General features: G+C 41.1%; 13 protein-coding genes. 2 read left to right on the top strand and 11 right to left on the bottom strand.

All coding sequences use genetic code 11. The features are described 5' to 3' along the window. Positions 1 to 734 precede the first annotated feature (734 nt). Positions 735 to 1,301 (top strand): hypothetical protein, encoded by a 567-nt coding sequence (locus HRU80_02810; GenBank protein ID QOJ27854.1) that lies wholly within the window; start codon positions 735 to 737, stop codon positions 1,299 to 1,301. 81 nt (positions 1,302 to 1,382) lie between these two features. Here HRU80_02810 and HRU80_02805 read toward each other — a convergent pair whose 3' ends face one another. The 7 genes from HRU80_02805 to HRU80_02775 form a co-directional block, all read right to left on the bottom strand. Beyond that, positions 1,383 to 1,868 (bottom strand): hypothetical protein, encoded by a 486-nt coding sequence (locus HRU80_02805; protein QOJ27853.1) that lies wholly within the window; start codon positions 1,866 to 1,868, stop codon positions 1,383 to 1,385. 62 nt (positions 1,869 to 1,930) lie between these two features. After that, entirely contained in the window at positions 1,931 to 2,458 is a 528-nt protein-coding gene (locus HRU80_02800; GenBank protein ID QOJ27852.1) for a hypothetical protein, read from the bottom strand. Continuing rightward, positions 2,433 to 3,539: a hypothetical protein gene (locus HRU80_02795; GenBank protein ID QOJ27851.1), complete on the bottom strand. Its 1,107-nt coding sequence runs from the start codon at positions 3,537 to 3,539 to the stop codon at positions 2,433 to 2,435. Before HRU80_02795 ends, HRU80_02800 begins: the two co-directional genes overlap by 26 nt. Positions 3,540 to 3,700: 161 nt before the next feature. Then, positions 3,701 to 4,708, bottom strand: a complete 1,008-nt coding sequence (locus tag HRU80_02790) for a radical SAM protein (GenBank protein ID QOJ27850.1) — start codon at positions 4,706 to 4,708, stop codon at positions 3,701 to 3,703. Continuing rightward, positions 4,695 to 5,306 carry a DUF4186 family protein gene (locus HRU80_02785; protein QOJ27849.1) on the bottom strand — a complete coding sequence of 204 codons (612 nt, stop codon included), beginning with the start codon at positions 5,304 to 5,306 and terminating at the stop codon, positions 4,695 to 4,697. Before HRU80_02785 ends, HRU80_02790 begins: the two co-directional genes overlap by 14 nt. 12 nt (positions 5,307 to 5,318) lie before the next feature. Then, on the bottom strand, positions 5,319 to 6,839 hold the full coding sequence (locus HRU80_02780) for an ImmA/IrrE family metallo-endopeptidase (GenBank protein QOJ27848.1): 1,521 nt from the start codon (positions 6,837 to 6,839) through the stop codon (positions 5,319 to 5,321). Beyond that, entirely contained in the window at positions 6,836 to 7,111 is a 276-nt protein-coding gene (locus tag HRU80_02775; GenBank protein QOJ27847.1) for a DUF4160 domain-containing protein, read from the bottom strand. The genes HRU80_02780 and HRU80_02775 overlap by 4 nt, the downstream gene beginning before the upstream one ends. A 714-nt stretch (positions 7,112 to 7,825) precedes the next feature. Between HRU80_02775 and HRU80_02770 the strand changes: the two genes are divergently transcribed. Beyond that, a complete protein-coding gene (locus HRU80_02770) occupies positions 7,826 to 10,093 on the top strand; it encodes a choice-of-anchor A family protein (GenBank protein ID QOJ27846.1) in 2,268 nt (755 codons plus the stop codon). Between the two features lie 501 nt (positions 10,094 to 10,594). Here the strand turns inward: HRU80_02770 and HRU80_02765 are convergent. The 4 genes from HRU80_02765 to HRU80_02750 form a co-directional block, all read right to left on the bottom strand. Continuing rightward, complete coding sequence (locus HRU80_02765; protein ID QOJ27845.1) at positions 10,595 to 11,689, bottom strand: T9SS type A sorting domain-containing protein; 1,095 nt, start codon at positions 11,687 to 11,689, stop codon at positions 10,595 to 10,597. 633 nt (positions 11,690 to 12,322) lie between these two features. Continuing rightward, entirely contained in the window at positions 12,323 to 13,453 is a 1,131-nt protein-coding gene (gene rmuC / locus HRU80_02760; protein QOJ30436.1) for a DNA recombination protein RmuC, read from the bottom strand. Positions 13,454 to 14,000: 547 nt separating this feature from the next. Beyond that, positions 14,001 to 16,412: a signal peptide peptidase SppA gene (gene sppA, locus HRU80_02755; GenBank protein ID QOJ27844.1), complete on the bottom strand. Its 2,412-nt coding sequence runs from the start codon at positions 16,410 to 16,412 to the stop codon at positions 14,001 to 14,003. A 157-nt stretch (positions 16,413 to 16,569) separates the two neighbouring features. Next, on the bottom strand, positions 16,570 to 17,742 hold the full coding sequence (locus HRU80_02750; GenBank protein ID QOJ30435.1) for an ATP-binding protein: 1,173 nt from the start codon (positions 17,740 to 17,742) through the stop codon (positions 16,570 to 16,572). Positions 17,743 to 18,265 lie beyond the last annotated feature (523 nt).

Raw genomic sequence — 18,265 nt, 5'->3', positions numbered from 1 at the left:
AAACCAATGCACAATTAACAATGTACAGGAGGGAATTAGCAGCGGTCTCTGCGCTAATCTGCGAAATCTGCGGGAAACAAATCAATGCACAATGAACAATTTACAATGTACAGGAGGGAATTAGTAGCAGTCTCTGCGCTGATCTGCGGGAAACAAACCAATGCACAATGAACAATTTACAATGTACGGGAGGGAAATCGTAGCGGTTTCTGCGCTAATCTGCGAGATCTGCGGGAAACTTCCCTCGCATGTGTTCTTCAGGGGACAACGGCATTAAAACTCTTAGCTACTTCACGCCAACTTTGCTCCCTTTGCGTTAAACCCTTCCTTGTTCGGGCTTTAGTGGCCATACTTTGCCACAGGGTTTTCCATTCTGCATTATCCACTCTCAATTATTATGCTCCCTCTGCTTTTAAACTCCTTTTCCCACAGATAAACGCCACCCAGCCCCCTAAATCCCATCTTCTTACAGATTTGAGCACCCCAGCCCAATGGTAAATTTTACTTGCATTTGGCCAAATAAATAAATAGTTTTTAGACGGTACCTTTCAGAGATTATGGAAATGGGTGAGAAACCACACAACCATAGAAGTTTTTTCAAAAAAATTCGCATTAATGAGTTAAGTCCGATGAACCGTGAAAATTCGGGAGTTTTCGAAAAAAACAATTCTTCCATATTGTTACGAAACACTGCTGATTTGTTTCCAGTTAGGCAATGGTTTGGCACTTAAACTATGTGGCAAGATAGAGTAACTGAATTTTTATTAAACGACAATTGGCAAAATAGTCAAGAATGGCAACAAACGAATTTACTCAAAAGCAGTATTCAGACCTATCGGATTCATTTTCCAAATCAAGGTTTATCAGAGGGTCTATTTAACCAAATTATTCAATGGAAACTTGGCGACCAAATACATAGAGTCAATCATCATTTGCAATATTTAAACAAGCAAATGATAAACGAGGTTACGAAAACCGCACTAATCTTAAATCACCACGATTACAATATTTTAACAAGAGTTAGAATTAATATTTTAAGGTCTTTACCTGGGGTTGGTCTCGGAATTGCATCAGCAATACTAACACTATATTATCCAGAGTTGTATGGAATAATTGATTTTCGTACCTGGGATGAAATTAACGAAAGAGATCCGGTTTTACCTTCTATAACCCATAACTTTTCAATTGGTGATTATCTGAATTATTTGACCAATATCAGACCATACGCAAGTGAGCAAAATATTGAAGTTCAAGTTATTGATTATGCACTTTGGAAAATATGGGAACTTCGTAGAGATTAGCTTTTAGATATAAACATGCTCAACAAATTGCTCAATCAAAGCCAAAAGAGACATTTTTGGCAAAGCCTTTTTAAATCCTATTTACCTTTTTAGTTTATGTGAAAGGAATGTAAATAACTCTGGTGAAATATCTTTGTCTGATGTAGAATCAACTGAAAGATTGCAAAGAAATTTTAAGAATGCTATATCATGTTCAACGGGATGATTATCTGCTTCTTTAAAGTACTCAAGGGTTTTTACTTCATCTGTATCTTTATTTCTTGAATAATATCTTTTAAAACGAGTTTCAAAATCAGCTTCAGCGAAAATCGTCAAGTGGTTTTCGGTTAGCTGATATACTTCTTCAAGGATTGATCTATGTCTTACTCCTTCCAATACAATTATATTTGAAAAGCCAATAAAATGTGAAAGCACATCACTCAAAAACCTCTTAGGACTTTCCTTCACAAATGCTTCACCAGTATCTTGAAGTGCTTTCCTGTCAGTAGGCAAACCATTTTTCACGCAATAATATTTCAAGTAAACGCCGAATGAAGCTATTGGGAATCCATATTCGGCTTGAATCAATTTTGCAATATACGACTTTCCCGAACAGATACGACCACTTATTGTGATTATAGACTTTAACTTCATTTTGATTGTGTAAACAGGTCTTCCGAAATTCCTTCTCTCAAAATTGACCACCCGCTTCTATCTTTCTTTTCACTTTTATATGGTGCTATCTTTTTTATCTTTTTTACTTCAATTAAAGTGGCATACTTTGACTTTGCTCTGTTTTTCCAAAAGTTAGTATCATAATCTGCACAAATTGCTTTTCCAAAATTCGCTTCAATATATTTGAGAGTCTCTTTATCTGCCAAATGAAAAAAATTTACCTCACCTGCAACAAAAACACCAGTAACAAAACTACCGGATTCTTTCAGAATAATCACATCACCCTTTTTTACTCTTTCAAATGGAATTCTTCGATTTACCGAAAACCTTGATTCAATTTTCTTTTCCTTTTTATAAACAAGAGATAAAAACGGCTCATTAAAAATTGCCAAGTGAATTCCAATAGACAGATCAAACAGCAAGTGCTCAATAGTATTTCCCCATTGAGAATCTTCCTTCAGTTGTTCAATCAAGTAATTAATTAGTTTGCCTTTCCATTTCATGATATAGCCAGTCTAGATAGTTATTGTATTCTCCTTTCTCAAATCCTGTAATTGCATTTACAAAATCTGCAACGAGTTTTAGTTCTTTCGTTATTCGTTTACCAGTTTTAAAATCGTCAAGCAACTTAACAAATTTCTTTGTGTTATTCACTTTAAATATTCTGTTCCCCGAAGTCCAAACATTCGCCAGGTCCCTTCGTTTATCTCTGGTACTCACCGTTGGAAGTATATCACCTTTTATTAGGCTCAGTATTTCCAAATCATTAGTTACAGAACACTCATCAACCTTAACCCTTATTCGGACAGTATCAATATCCCTTTCAACCCATTTAGGTTTTGTTTCATTAAATTCAGGTCTTTCAATGGCAGCAGAATGAACCTTGCGGAATAACGCAAAATCACCTTTACGCCAAAAAGGGGAAATATTTGTTACCCCGGCTGAACGAAAAGCATTAAACTCAAAGAATGGCATTGCATAGTGCAACTTCTGAGCAAACAAATTTTCTAAACACAAGCCCTGTTGCTGACAAAACGAAAACCAATCAATTCTTTCCTTTTCAATTTTAGGTCGAGTATTGATAGGTGGCAAACTTATACCAATAACCCCACCCAATTCAACACATTGAGCAGCCAACCACATGAATTGATAAAAGTGAGGTGAATACCAAGGTGGATCCATTATTACACTGTAAAATTTACCAATAGCTTTGGGTGAAACTTCAAAAATATCTGCTTCAAGAATTCGAAATCTAACCTTATCAGCGCTTAATTTCGATAAACCTCGCACAATGGGTTTGTTTCTTTCAACCAAAGTAATTTTTTGAGGGATATCTTTTATACACGCAGTCGCAAACAGTGTTGGCATTCCCAATAATAAAATTCTGTCGTTTACAGAATTTATCTCTTGAATTTCATTAATCAAATAATTCAAACTTGCAGTAGAATTTCTCCACTCAAAATCTAAAGGATGTGGAATTTTTAGAAAATCAAAGTACCCCATGTACTTTTTTAGGTAAAGTTGTGGGTCTTCTGAAAGTAAATCAAAAGTGGGTGTTTTCTTATCCTCTTTTACGGACCACATATCGCTTTGCTTATATAACGATCCTTTGTTCTCTAATATTTCAAGGGCATCCCTTAGTTGGATTGGGTCGTGTCCACTGAAATTCTTTGAAATGAATTCAAAAGTTCGAGGTTGCTTACAAAGCCGTAAAATCAAACTATTGATGTATTCATTATGCATAGCTAATATTTTTTTAATTTAATTTCCGTAATAGGTTGGTTTAATTGTTCCGCGGTAAACCTTTTCGCCATTTCTTTTTTCCAAACGGCTAGTGCAATATATTGACCTTGCAACATATCGTTAAACCCATCATCCATTCTTTTTACAATAGGTGTAAACGTATTAAATATTCTTAAAGGCAAAACTCGTAATGGTAGTGCTTCGTCAATATTTTGTACAATATCCAGTAATTTTGGAACAACCATGTCAAACTTTGTGTCCGTGTTTGCAGTCAGTGTGATGTAGCAATATAAATCTAGATTAATTTGCAATAAACGTTGGCATAAATAAAATTGTTTTAAAAACAATTTTGGCTCTGCCTTTGTGTTAAGTGAAAAAGACTTTTCATCAATCCCCTTGAAACAACAGACCCTTGAATACATTTTATAGTTAGACATTAAATCAATTTGCTTATTACTTAAATATTTCCATAAGTAGTCATTACTTAAATTATCATCTGACCATAAGAATATTTTTTCATTCAATCCTCTCTCTTTTAATGTTTGCATCATCCAGGGAACCCACTCAGGCGTCAAGTCAGGTTGTCCACCCGTTAAATCGATCACTGAGGCAGGATTCTCTTCTTTTAAATACAAATCCACCATTTCATCACAACTTAGAAATGAAGCATGCTTTGTATCACCTTTCAACAGTTTATAATCAACGAAACAATACCAACAACGCCAATTGCAAACTGAATTTTGAAAAACTTGAGCTCGAATTTGTGAATCTGGTTTTAAACCTAATGCTTTTGCTGCCGGTAAAATGGGTAACGGGTTTTTTATCCAATCATTTCCCGCATCAAGTTTAAAATGACGAACCCTCCCAAAGCCATTACAATTAGCCGGTTCAGTTAAATCTTTTTCTTGTTCTGAGCCTGAAAAATTAGTAATCAATATTGCTCTTCGATCAATATCAATTGCTTTATCTCTCAGACTTGAGGACATAACTTCAGTATCAAGATTTGCCATTTTCCTCTGATCTTTTATCATCAATATTCGGCACTCTTTCTTCTATATAGAGCATTGCAAGCTCAGTGCAAAATTCCAACTGCTCATCTGTTAGATCTTCGTCTTTTTTTATGTTATGCCAATACTCTAAACATTTTCTGCAACAAGTTGCCGTTGCGTGTTGAGCATAATGCACGATTTCGTTGCCTGTCATTGGCGTTTGTCTGCCATCCCAAGCATTCTTAGAACTGCCAATCTTTGATTTTAATATTCTCTTTGCATGTGTTCTTAGTTCATTTCTAGTTGATTTCAGAGCATTTGTAATAGCATCTTGTTCTATTGGAGTATGCCAGTAAATATGTCTTATCAATTCATTTTTCATAGATTCGAAAATGAATTTAGCATCATTGATATCATTTAGATGGACTCTTTTCCAATCAATCAAACTTGTACCACATTCTTTGCAAACTCCGTGACTGCCAAATTTTTTTGCGGTTCTTTCGCTGGTTTTAAAACAGTGAAGTCCGTCATCACATTTTGTGCTGCCACACGATATATTCAGTGGACTTAAATCTGAAACTGGAATATCTGGAGGAACTCTTTTAAATTTCTTTGCCATAATATTGTTGTTTTAGTTTGCAAGTGCTGAGTTCAATAAACTAAAGTCCATAGGGGTGAGTTTTTGTATTTGTATTTTCTCTTTCAAAAAATCTGATGCAACAGTAAATGGATTTGGTTCTGTCACTTGCATTTTATTTGCAGTACTCCACCAATTTTCACCTTGATAACTCAATCTAAAAGCTAAATAATTTGAAAGAAAATCTTCTCTTACCCTTTCTCTTTTGGCAATATGTGAAACTGCTTTTGCTAAATTTTTGATGTCGTATTTCGCAAGGGTCACACATTTTTCGGTAAGAACTTCCGCTCGACCTCCAAATATCACTTGATTTGCAAATGAGTTTGCTTCAAGTTCTTCCATTGACTCATTATTCGAAAATGGATTCATTTCTTGAACTTCAACAACTGATGTGTTTACTTTATCTAGGTGCATAAACACATGATACAACTCATGCAACAGATCAAAAATCCACCTAGCATGTGATTGTGTGTTTTGTTTTAAAACAACAACATGCCTTCCTTCTATATTCCAAGATGCACCATGAAACACGCCAGAATCGCTTAACGGCAAAACACATATTCCCATATTCCAAACAAATTCTAAAAGTGCAATTAAATCAATGTTTTGATAATTCTTGAAATATTCATTCTTAAATTCTTCTATACTGTAAGGATATTCAATACTGTTCTTTTGGTTAAATGCTTTCAAAACAACTTTTGCTAAGTAAAACGCATAATGAGAGTATGCTTTTACTTGATTTTCATTAGCATTTGTTGGTTTCTTAAAGAAAGCCATTTCAGCAGGTTCGGGTCCTAATACTAAGTTTTCTTTACCCCAAATTTCGTTTAGTGTCCAACCATAAATAGTAGAAACATAACTTGCGGCTTCATCAAGTAACATTGCGGGTTCGCTTTGCGGTTGGGCATTCAATGCAAATTGTATTCTTGCTGGAATAATTTTACGTGTCAGAAAATTTGAATCAATCCCTGCATAACTCAATCTTTTCAGAAGCACATTGAAGCTCTTTTGAGTTTTTTCCATTTCTAGTTCTATTTCCTGATTTGCTAAATCTTTTAATGAAAAACCCATTGCGGCAAGTATTTTACGAAGAGTTCCAAAGCTTACATCAGTGTGTCCCTTTTCAATTCTCGAAATTGTTTGTGCTGAAACACCAGCTCTTTCTGCAAGATTTTTACTGCTTAGGTTATTTCGTTCACGAAGACGTTTAATTTTAACTCCTATAAGTTTCGCCTGCTCTTCAGACTTATTAGCTAGATATTTTGCAAAATCTTTGTCCGTCATTACTCTTAGTTTATCCCAAGGAATTTCTAAACTATGTGGGCTTGCAGGAATAATAATTTCAAATGGATTATAATGCAATTTATTCCATTCAATGTTCCTAACATCGAACGGAATTAAAGTTTCTATAGGAACTTCAATAATGTCTCCATTTTCAAAAATCACAACAACATTTTCGTTGGCAAATTTTGCATGCCTGATTTTTTGGTATGAGGTATTGGTCCAGCGTATCATTTTAGTTTCGTTTTATTTTTTCTCTTCGGTTGTCTAATTGGATGTAAGGCATCCCAGTAATCCACAATCTCGTCAAGATTATCTTCAATTGCTTTTCTCACTGCATAACTTATTGTAGCCCCATACATTGGTTCAATAAAAGGTATAGTCACACATACACTTGAACCATCCTTAAAACGGACGTGGCAATGCGGCGGGGGATGATCAAACCCCCATACATGAATGCTAAAATTTGGTGTATTAATTATACTCATGGGTGCAAATATACACATATTCAGGAATAAAACAAACAGAAATTAACATATATGTTTAGAAAAGTGCAATTTATTGAGGATTATGGTATGTATTGTCGATTTGGTGCGTATTGCTCGAAATTCAGTTAAGTATTGGGAATTTTATACCTATAAATGCTATTATTTCAATCGGTTATCAGGAAATTTCCATTAAAAAGTGAAACTAAATCGTGGCATACTGGTGCGAAGAAGAATAGATTGAATCCGTTGGAGGCAAAAATGGAAGTCTCTGAAAGGAACTGATAATATTATAAAATTACCTCAAAAAGTAATAATTAGCATCAAAAACAACTGTTTCGGGAAGAACTTATTTTATAATTACACTCCCCGTAAGGCTGCTGCAAAAGCCCTTTAAGTGCCTTCTCACTTAACTGATTTCAACCAACCCCACTTAATCACCTCCTTCACACCATTCCTAAATTTCTAATCCACCTTCAGACCCCCTCTTAAACCCGACTATTCTATCATATTGTCCCACCCCCTCCTCCAAACCCCACATAGCCAACACCCCAAACACCTTTCCAACTCATCCCCGCCTTAACTGAACCAATTTGATACATTTGGCTAAAAGTCTCAGTTTGAGACGAGGGGGATCGTATGACAAGTCCATAACTTCTTTAATTGTGGCATCTTTATATGGCACATCTTTTGTTGAACAATTGATTATTCACTTATTTAAATGGTCTGTCAGCCATGAACAACTCATTTATTTCTTTTGTGTTATTCGCTTTAATTAGCGTTCATTCGTTTGCTGATGTGCAAAGCATTGCAACGGTATCCGGCACTCATAAAGGGGTGAATGTTACGCTGCCGGCTCCTTTTAGCAAGACAGTGTTTGCCGGCACTTTTAATGCCACCATTGACGGCAATCCAACAAACTTATACTGCATAGATCTCGCAAACCTGATAGCGTATAATCAGCAATATCAGGATGTGTCATCTACGGACAGTATGCTTACCTACATTCTCAACAATTATTATCCCTTCAAACCCTACCCCTACACGGGTTCTGCCTCAACCGTGGAAAAAGAAGCTGCGGCGGTTCAGCTCGCTTTATGGCATTATGCTGATGGTTTGAATGTTGCGGGAGTTACAGGCGCTAATGATGTAAGAACCAGGGCGCTTGATATTATTGCAGACGCAAATCTTCACGCACATGTGCTTAGTCTTCAATCATTTTTTGTTGATATTCCTGCTCAGTCATTTGCAATAGGGAGCCCCATCAGTTTTACCGTACAGGCGTTTGACAACATGGGTATTGCAATGCCGAACGTTACCATTACGCTTTCAACTACTTCGGGTACGCTTAGCAGCACAACAACCGTAACGGGACCCACTGGTGTTTCACCAGTTCTTACGATAATCCCAGGCGTCGGAGTCACCAATGCAACTATTTCCGTTTCAGGTACGGTTGGAATTCCGGCCGGTACAAAATATTATCATGTAGCAGACCCAAACGGAAAGCAGAAACTTATTCTGGCAACTCCAACTATTGCCGCACGTACCATCCACAGAACCATCACCTGGTTCAATCAGATTGATCTGGTTGTTAACAAAGCTGTTGATCAGATTGTCGCAAACAACGGAGATATCATCAGCTATAGAATCACCGTAAAAAACACCGGCTCTGCTAATGCTGAAGGTGTTGAAGTATCAGATCAGCTGGCTGATATTTTTGATTTCGTTTCAGCCGTGCCTTCAGGTGTATATAATCCGGCCACAGGTATCTGGACTGCCGGCAACATCAGCGCGGGTGATTCCGCAGTGCTTCTTCTTCAGGTGCAGGTAGATTATTCAAATGTTGCGGCCGCTTCATTTAATTTTGGCGCCGCAGCCCTATTTAATCTTTTTGTTCTTGATACCTTAATTCAGCCCTCTGCTGACACTCAGGGTAAACTTGCCGTAGGCGGAATCGCAAACCTGACCGGCTATAGTGTTGGTGATCAGCTTCCTCCAAATTCAGGTGATGTGCTTGTTGTGGGTAATCATCTTACCTATATGATCGGACGTGTATATAACGGAAGAGCTGTCTATCAGAATTATATTACTTCAACAATTGGATTCTCGGCTGATGGCGGCATTTTTCAGGACAGCGTCATAAACTTCCCCGCCGCAAAGCTGCATTTACAAAATCTTTCGGTTCAGCTTGCCACTCTTTCGCAATCAGGTTCTGTTTATCATACCGGAATGCAGATAAGTCTGGTTGGCACCAATCCTGATCTGAATGTATTTTATCTGGATGGCAGTTTATTGCTTGGTTCAAATCAGTTAAACATAGATGTTCCCGTAAATTCTACCGTGCTGGTTAACGTAAGCGGTGACAGCACCCGTATGTTTGGCGGAATTTTTCTTACCGGAGCAGTGCAGGAAAATATATTATTCAATTTTTATGAAGCAGAAAAACTCCATATTTCAGGTATCAATGTAACCGGATCAGTACTTGCTCCTTTTGCAGCCTTAGATTTTCCGGCTGGAATAATTACGGGTCAGACAATGGTTCGCTGCATGTATGGTTCAGGTCAGTTTAATTTAGCTCCTTTTACCGGAAACCTTACGCGTGATACCACCATCGCAAATTTTGCTGAAGTAATCTCAGCTTCACAGGGTAACATGCCTGGCTTCTTTAATGCACCCGGCTCAATGGCGATGTTATTCTCATCCGGCGTTACCGGAATAAATTCTGAAGCTGCCTCACCGGGTGAATACAATCTGGATCAGAATTACCCGAATCCGTTTAACCCGTCAACTGAAATCAGATTCTCTGTTGGTAACCCTGGAAGCGTAACGCTTCAGGTTTATGACGTGCTCGGCAATAAAGTAGCTGATTTAGTAAACGGATACCGCGAAGCCGGAAGCCACTCTGTAAACTTTAACGCAAGCGGTCTCAGCAGCGGAACCTACTTCTATGTTCTTAAAGCAAATGGCACCGTGCTCAGCCGGAAAATGGCGTTGTTGAAGTAAGAATTATGAGGTGTGAATTATGAGTTATGAAATGTTTTCAATTCATTCTTCAAAATTCGTAATTCTTCTGCATACCCCCATGTATTGGTGAATGAACTCCTCCGGGTAAAGACAACAGTTTTCCCGGAGGATTTTTTTATTAACCCTTCCTTGTGACAACACGCGAGTTGTCCTATTGTGTACATGGATTCCCCAACCCGGTATTCATTAGGACAGGTCACGACCTGTCCGAACATTTGCTTGATGCTTCTTTGCGCGATCTCGTCTGAGGACACCGTGTCCAAAACTCTGCCTACTCTTCGTTAAACTTCTTCACGGCATGTACAAAGCAGGTTATACTATAAATAAAAAATCCTCCAAAAGAATTTCTCTTCCGGAGGATTTGTTTTGTGGTAATAACTGGCAGGCATTTGCCGCATTAGGACAGGTCGCGGCCTGTCCCTACGGATTTCAATTATTTTGATATTGAATAATTATCAATTCTCCATTATCCGCTATCAATTATTTCGTCAGCGCCATTTTTCTTGCAGCTTTATAGTCACCGGCATCAAGAGTGTATATATACACACCGCTGGTAAGGCCGTAGTCATCAGGCGTGAAGCTGATGCTGTGGCTTCCTTTTTCCATCTGCTTCTGAAGCAGTGTGGCTACTTCCTGACCGGTGATGGAGTATATCTTCATGGTTACAAATGACTCCGAGGCCAGCGAGAATCGTATCTGGGTTGATGGGTTAAACGGATTCGGATAATTCTGCTCTAACGTAAATAGCTCCGGCATGGTTACCTCAGTCTCAGCGGAAAGATTGTAATAAGTGAATGATCCGTCAAAATCGGTCTGCTTGATGCGGTACTGATACAGGCCCGCTTTGCCGGGACGGTCGGTATAGTTATATACACGCTGTTCGGTGGTAGTGCCTGAACCCTGAATAAAGGTAAGGGAGGTGAACTCCTGCTTAATTCCGCCGGTGACCTCAGCGCGCTCAACTTCAAAGCCCTTGTTGTTCATTTCGGTTGCGGTTGACCAGGTCAGCGCAACTTCACCGTCGGATACCGACGCAGTGAATGAGGTCAGCTCAACCGGAACAATGTTTGCCACGGTGATGGTTTTTGAAGGAGCAAAATTCCACTGATCTCCGTCATTACCGCCGTTGAAATTCACACTGTTTCCGTTTGCATGCATCGTTACATTACCGGTTGTGTTCGGTGCTGTGTAATTAAAAGCAAACGTTACAGCGCCTGAGACCGGCTGCTTTGGTGAAGTGTGGGTCAGTTCGTTCCCGATTTTCTGTAATCCTGAGCCAAGAAGCGTGGCCAGAGATCCGCCTGATACCGCGATATTCGTCCCGCCGCGGGTGAGAGGTCCGCCTGAGATGGAAACAGTGTACGAGGCAACCTGACCGGGACTCAGTGTATCCGGTCCTTCGATGCTGACGGTTACTCCGGCGGAAAGATCACCATGGCAGGTGCATCCCGCGCCATTAAGCTGGGTCATTCCCGTAATACCGGATGAATACGCATAAAGAAAGAAACTGATGGAAACCACAGCCAAGAGGAAGGCTGTATGCTGCTTCGGGGTAATCCGTAGCCTTTGGAACATGGGGACTCCTTTGTGATGATGAATGATAGGTGAATAGTAACCCGGGTCAGAAAAAAGGGACAAAAATAATTGGTAATGAGGAATGAGTAATTAGTAATGGGAAGGGGGCAAATCTGCGCTAATCTGCGGGAAACAAATCAATGTACAATGAACAATTTACAATGCACAGGAATAAATTAGTAATTAGTAAGGAGTAATTAGTAATGGTTTCTTCGTTAATCTGCGGAATCTGCGGGAAACCACTTGTGAGGAACCACGAAGTGGTGGTATTATTTTAGCAAAGGAATTAATCTGGTCAACCCAAACCACGAAGTGGTGACATTATTTCTGAGATTGCCGGTATGTTTTAGCATTCCTGCTTCCCTAAATAAGAACCATCATCCCAAGCCCATCTACCCAGAAAGGGAGAAGGGGGCCGGAAACTCTGCATTAATTTCTCCTTTGCGGCTTGGCACCTTTGAGCGGGTTTTCGTTTACGATAAGACCGTTTTTTTCGCTAATCTGCGGTCTGCCGCGACAGACTGCGGGAAACGAATCCGTGTACAATGTACAGGAAGAAATTAGTAATGGTTTCTGCGTTAATCTGCTTGAAACACGCCTAATTCATACTTCAAAATTCAAATTTCATAATTTTTAACTGTTCTCTTCTTCCTCAAACAGTTCTTCTGTTCCTGGCAGCAGTTTTGTTTCCCCGCTTTGTACATTTTTTAACCGTCTTTGGATTGCGCGGGTGCGTTTTCCTTTTACCTCATCAAGAGTGTTCAATCCTTTCTGAATATTCTCCTGTGCCTTGTCAAGCAGTCCGCCGAAGGTATCGAATTCTTTCTTTACTTCACGGAGTATATCCCAGACCTCACTCGACCGCTTTTGTATGGTAAGCGTACGGAATCCCATCTGAAGACTGTTCAGAATCGCCGCCAGCGTAGTCGGGCCGGTTACTATTACCTTGGCATCCCTCTGGAGTTCTTCAAGCAAAGATGCTTTTCTGACTACTTCTGCATAAATACCCTCAAACGGAAGGAACATAATACCGAAGTCGGTAGTATTTGGCGGATCAAGATATTTTTCGCTGATATCTTTTGCCATTTTCCTGATTGTTGAGTAGAGCTGCTTCTGCGCTTCTTCAACCGCCGGCTGATCTCCCCGCTCGTATGCATCCTGCAGCGATGAATATGCATCCTTAGGAAACTTTGCGTCAATAGGAAGGTATATATACTTCCGGTCATTGTCCTTACCCGGGAGTTTTACCGCAAACTCAACGATATCAGATGAACCGGATTTGGTTTTTACATTTGCATCATACTGATCAGGCGCCAGTATCTGCTCAAGAAGCATCGAAAGCTGCACTTCTCCGAATGAGCCGCGCTGTTTAACATTTGCCAGAACTTTTTTCAGCCCGCCAACATCCTGTGCAAGGTTGCGCATTTCACCCAGCCCTTCCTGCACGGCTGAAAGCTGCTTGCCAACAGTTTCAAATGACTGCGTGAGGCGTTCGTTCAGCGTCTTCTGCAGTTTTTCATCAACTGTTTCGCGCATCTGTTCGAGTTTCTTTTCTGTGCCGGAGATCAGTTCATCCTGCTTTTTCTCCAGTGCTGTGAATTTTTCTCTTTGCAGAGCATTGAATGATTCAACATTTGCAGCAAAGCCCTCCTGAAAATCTTTCAGCGATTTTGCAAGCGCCTCGCGGGTCGCGCTGCTTTCGCTCTTTGCCTGTTCAAGCAGTGTGCGCAGATTTGCCTCGATGGTTTTTCGTGCCTCACCCATCTGTATAATATTGCTTTCGGAAAAAGTTTTTAGACCGCTTATTAAATCCTGCCGGTGAGCCGCAAACTGATTTTCGTTTTTCTTTGAAAGTTCGGCAAGACTATTGTTCAGTGTAACGGTAAGTTCTTTCAGAATAGCCTGATTCCCCTGCGCGGCATTGTTAAGCGTTGTGGTGATATCAGTCTGAATCTGAGAAAGGAGCAGCCGGAGATCCTCACGGTTCTCGCGTGCTATTCTGGATGACTCCTCGCGGTTAATGCGGAAATCATCTTTAAGTCCGGTCTCAAGCTTTTGCAGTGCTGAAGATATACCGTTTAGCGTCTGCTCAAGCTGAGGCGGAACCACCGGGGTGTTTTTGCGTATCAAAAGAAGTACAACTAATCCCAGCAAAACTGCCAGCAGTATTACGATCAGAATTTCCATGTTAGTCCCTATATATTATGAAAACCAAGGCGGTGCACATATATCAAACATACACCGCCTCAACTTTAATTATTAAACATTAATCAGATAAAATAATTTTTCATTATTCATTGTTCATTGTCTATTATTCCGGCATCAGTGCGTCAAAATCCGTATCCGGTGCAAGATCAAGCGGAAGCATCATCAGCGGCTTTCCGTTATGCTGCGCTCTGAAACGGGCATCCTTAAGCAGCGGAACATTTATTACCTGAGTACTGATTAACGACGGCATAAACATACCGAAATCAAGCAGCGGAGCATCCGGCATTTCGATGACATTATAGTCACCCTTCTTCAAGCCGGCTTTATCGGCAGCAATGTTGATTGCCAGTTCAAGGCCGCCGAGCTGATCAATCAGACCGAGTCCCAGACCATCGGTACCGGTCCACACTCTGCCCTGTGCAACTTCGTGGATTTTATCGTATGTACTGTTGCGGCCTTTTGCAACCTTATTAACAAAGTCTTTATAAAAACCTGTGATCATGGTTTCCATCATCTTCCGCTCATTTTCATTCATGTTGCGCTGTGCAAGAGGAAAGTTGATCAGCGGGAAAGTAAATCCGAATCCGAGATCAGCATGATCCCCTTTCTTCACATGATCAAGCGTGATTCCGGCATCCTGAAGAAGATTCTTATTATAGAACCATCCGCCAATAACGCCGATAGATCCGGTGATGGTGGCCGGTGCCGCGATGATGGTATCAGCATACATCGAAAGCCAGTAACCGCCTGATGCGGCAACGCTTCCCTGTGAAACGATAACCGGTTTCTTTCCCTTTGCTTTCAGCAGTGCTTCTGATATATAGTCGGAAGCAAGTGCATCACCGCCGGGAGAATCAACACGGAGGACGATTGCTTTTACATTATCATCCTTAACCGCCTTATTTACAAAGTTCACTAATGAACGTGCGTTGATACCTTCATCCATTGCGCAGGCGCCTATTGCGTAGATAACCGCAACATTCGGCTTTACACCCCAGCGGTTATCTTTCGGTGCTTTATTGCCTTTGAGACCGGCTGTTGAAACAAAATAGCCGTCATTCTCACGGATGGCAGCATCAAGAGAATCCCAGCGGGCAATTTTATCAATCAGTTTATTATCAAGTGCTTCCTGAGCGGTAAAGAATACTTTTTTGTTAACCAGTTCATCATATTTTTCGCCGGTCAGATTCCGCGCCTGTGTGATTTCACCCTTCACCTCATCATACCAGTCATCAACCAGTGCCTGACGCTGTTCGCGGTCAGCTTCACTCATTGATTCGCGGGAAAGTCCCTCTGCTGCTGATTTATACTTGAAGAATCTCCACTCATCATACCCGATCCCGAGTTTTTCCAGCGTGCCTTTCAGATAACTGCGGCCGAGTATATATCCTTCCATGGTCATGGAGCCGAGCGGTTCCATATATATTTCATCAGCCACGGTTGCAAAGCGGTAAAGGTCAAGAGACGCGCGCTCCAGATAAACAATTACTTTCTTCCCGGCGGCTTTCACTTCTTTCAGCTTTTCACGGATCTCCCAATACATTACTTTATTGGTATAAAAATCAACCGTGTTAATAACAACACCGCCGATTGCCGGATCGTTTTTAGCGTGTTCAAGATTCTCAAGCAGTTCTTTAAGCGTGTTTGCGTTATCAAACAGGCGGTAGCGCTGATACTTGACTCCGCTGCTCATCTTCAGATAGAGATATCCCTCAGGCTTCTGGAACTGCTCGGCAAGATTGCGGTCGTACGCGCCGAGTCTTATGCCGTAAGAGTTAAAAGCATAATCGCTGTTGGTGTTAAAATAGGACTGTGAGGAAAATCCCGCCGCCCCAAGTTCAAGCTGCACGCCTACCGTGAACGCTTTCTTTTCGAAATATCTTCCTGTTACCCTGAAACCCGGCAGCGCTTCAACTGCAATTCCCGCGCTCCATTTGCTCAGATCATCAGGAGCATTTTTTCTGAAAACCGCATCGGCAAACAATGAAACTTTTTCATTGCCGAAGGGGCGGTATGCAGCGTCAATGGATGCTTCGGTTTCGGCTTTCTCAGGTATATACATCACCGAGCCAATTGAAAAATACTGAGACGGGCGGCTGAGGATACCCAATGTCCAGAGTGATGAACGCCCGAATACATCACGGTCGCCGTTAGACCAGCCGTATCCGAAACCAAATCCGTAAGCCGCCGAGCCCCCGCCGAATGACACGCGGTAGTCGGTAACCTTGTTGTTAAATACTTTCTGATCATTCACCGCAAAACCGAATCCCGGAGAAGCGGTATATACACCCACGCGGCGGACATCATCCCACTTCTTCTTAAAAGTTGTCCAGTTCACCATTAAATCAGGCGCTGTCACGGTGGCCAGCAGTGCGGGGTTGTCAAACCCGTAAAGCCCGTATTTCATGGCACCGGGGGAGGTAAAAGAAAAGGCATTCATATCATAGAAGGATTCCCTTGCGCCCTGCCCGAAAACAGCCGCGGAAAGGAGGAGGAGAAACAGTAGGTTTTTCATTGGAGCTCTCATAGTGAAATAGATTGAAAATATATTGTACGGTCTTGCTCTAAAGTGATCAGGAAACTTAAGGAATAAATTACTTTTGCTGAAAAATGCTGCCGTGCAAAGCAAAAAATTATGATGATCGGTTGAAAAACCCGCTTCGCTGGCAGAACTATTTCTCTGCTTTTCCCTCCACAAAACTCATATAATCCTGAATACCTGAAATTAAGTATTTGTTTGCTGCCGGAAAACTGTTAAACAGCTCCTCCTGATTTTTAGGGAGTTCTCTGCTATACTTAATCTCATAGAGCGTATTTTGGCAGAAGAAATCAAGTTCGATGGTGTTTTTATAAATATAGCATGGGGACTTTTCTCTGATCAGCAGATAAAACAGATTTTCAAAAACCGCGCCTTTATCCCTGAATCCGGTGATAAAATTTCTTATGCCGGTATCGGCAGCATATATTTTTTTTGGGGCCCTCACCCGCTCATTCAGCTTACCGCAGCGCTCAATGGCATAAATCAGGTAAGTACTCTGGAAATATTCAAAATACCGGGCGGCGGTTTCTGGCGATATGCCTGTTACTTTGGATATTTTATTAATCGACAGCTGTTTTCCCGCACGTTCCATTAACAGCCGGAAAAACTCTTTCAGTGATGAAGTATCCCTTACACCCCTGTAAAAGGCAATGTCTTTATAGATAATTGAATCGATCAGCGCGTTCAGATACTCCACATCTTTGGTAAGTATATACTCCGGCATCCCGCCATCCTGCATATACTCCTCGAAGTACTTCTCGGTAAGGTAAAGCTCTGAGTTCTTTATAGTAATGTTTCTGAACTCAAGATATTCAGAAAAGCTCAGCGGGTTAATTTCAGTAACCCTTGCCCTTCCTGTCAGTAATGCCCCCTTGTCTCTGAGAACAGCGGAAGATGAACCGGAAACAAAGACTTTAACATTCTCTGAATCATAAAGATTCTTCAGTTCCAGATGAAGATTCTCACGGTAGGCGGGCTCATCAAAGAAGAGATAGATTTTTTCTTCCCGCCTGTGCTGATGAATTTTTCTAAATTCCCTCACCAGTTCGGCTATCTGAAATTTTTCAAGCGAAATGGAATCCAGCGATGCGTAGAAAATTTTCCCTGGTTCAACTGACCGGCAAAGTTCAGAGATAAAAAGCTTCATAATGGAAGTCTTGCCAACTCTGCGCAGTCCGGTCAGAATCTCAACCTCTCTCCGGTTGAGTGAATTTCTCAGCACGCGAAGATATCTCTCCCGCGGGTGATATTGTGGGGCATACTCCCCCTCCCACCAGGGATTATAATTATAAAGGTCTTCTCTGATCTGATCCATTTTCAGAACAATTTTCCGTCTTTTTCCCAAAATTAGAAAAAGTATTCGATATTGCCAAATGGAAATAGCCTTTTTTATTCGATACTGCCAAATAGAATAGGCAATTTTTATACGATACTATCGTATAGATTTGCCCGGCTGGGCAGCCCGTGCTCTCCAAAGAGGTTTGGCTGTCTTATTGTCCTTGCTGTCCTTCTAAATCTTGCTGTCCTTCTATATTTTACTGTCCATCTTAACCTTGCTGTCCTTCCTGTCCTTCCTGTCCTTGCTGTCCTTCCCGTCCTTCCTGTCCTTGCTGTCCTTCCCGTCCTTTGCCCCCTAAACCGCTCCCTAAGCCGGTCCCCGAGCGAAGTCGAGGGGGGTCCCCGAGCGAAGTCGAGGGTCGGTTCCCGAGCGGAGTCGAGGGTCGGTTCCCGAGCGGAGTCGAGGGTCGGTTCCCGAGCGAAGTCGAGGGGGGAAGCCATCAAGAAAAAAAAGGGCTGCCCGTCTGACAAAGACGGGCAGCCCGAATGAA

This window comes from Ignavibacteriales bacterium (genome assembly GCA_015709675.1).
Classification (GTDB): domain Bacteria; phylum Bacteroidota; class Ignavibacteria; order Ignavibacteriales; family Ignavibacteriaceae; genus H2-BAC3.
This window is presented reverse-complemented; position numbering and strand designations above follow the sequence as displayed.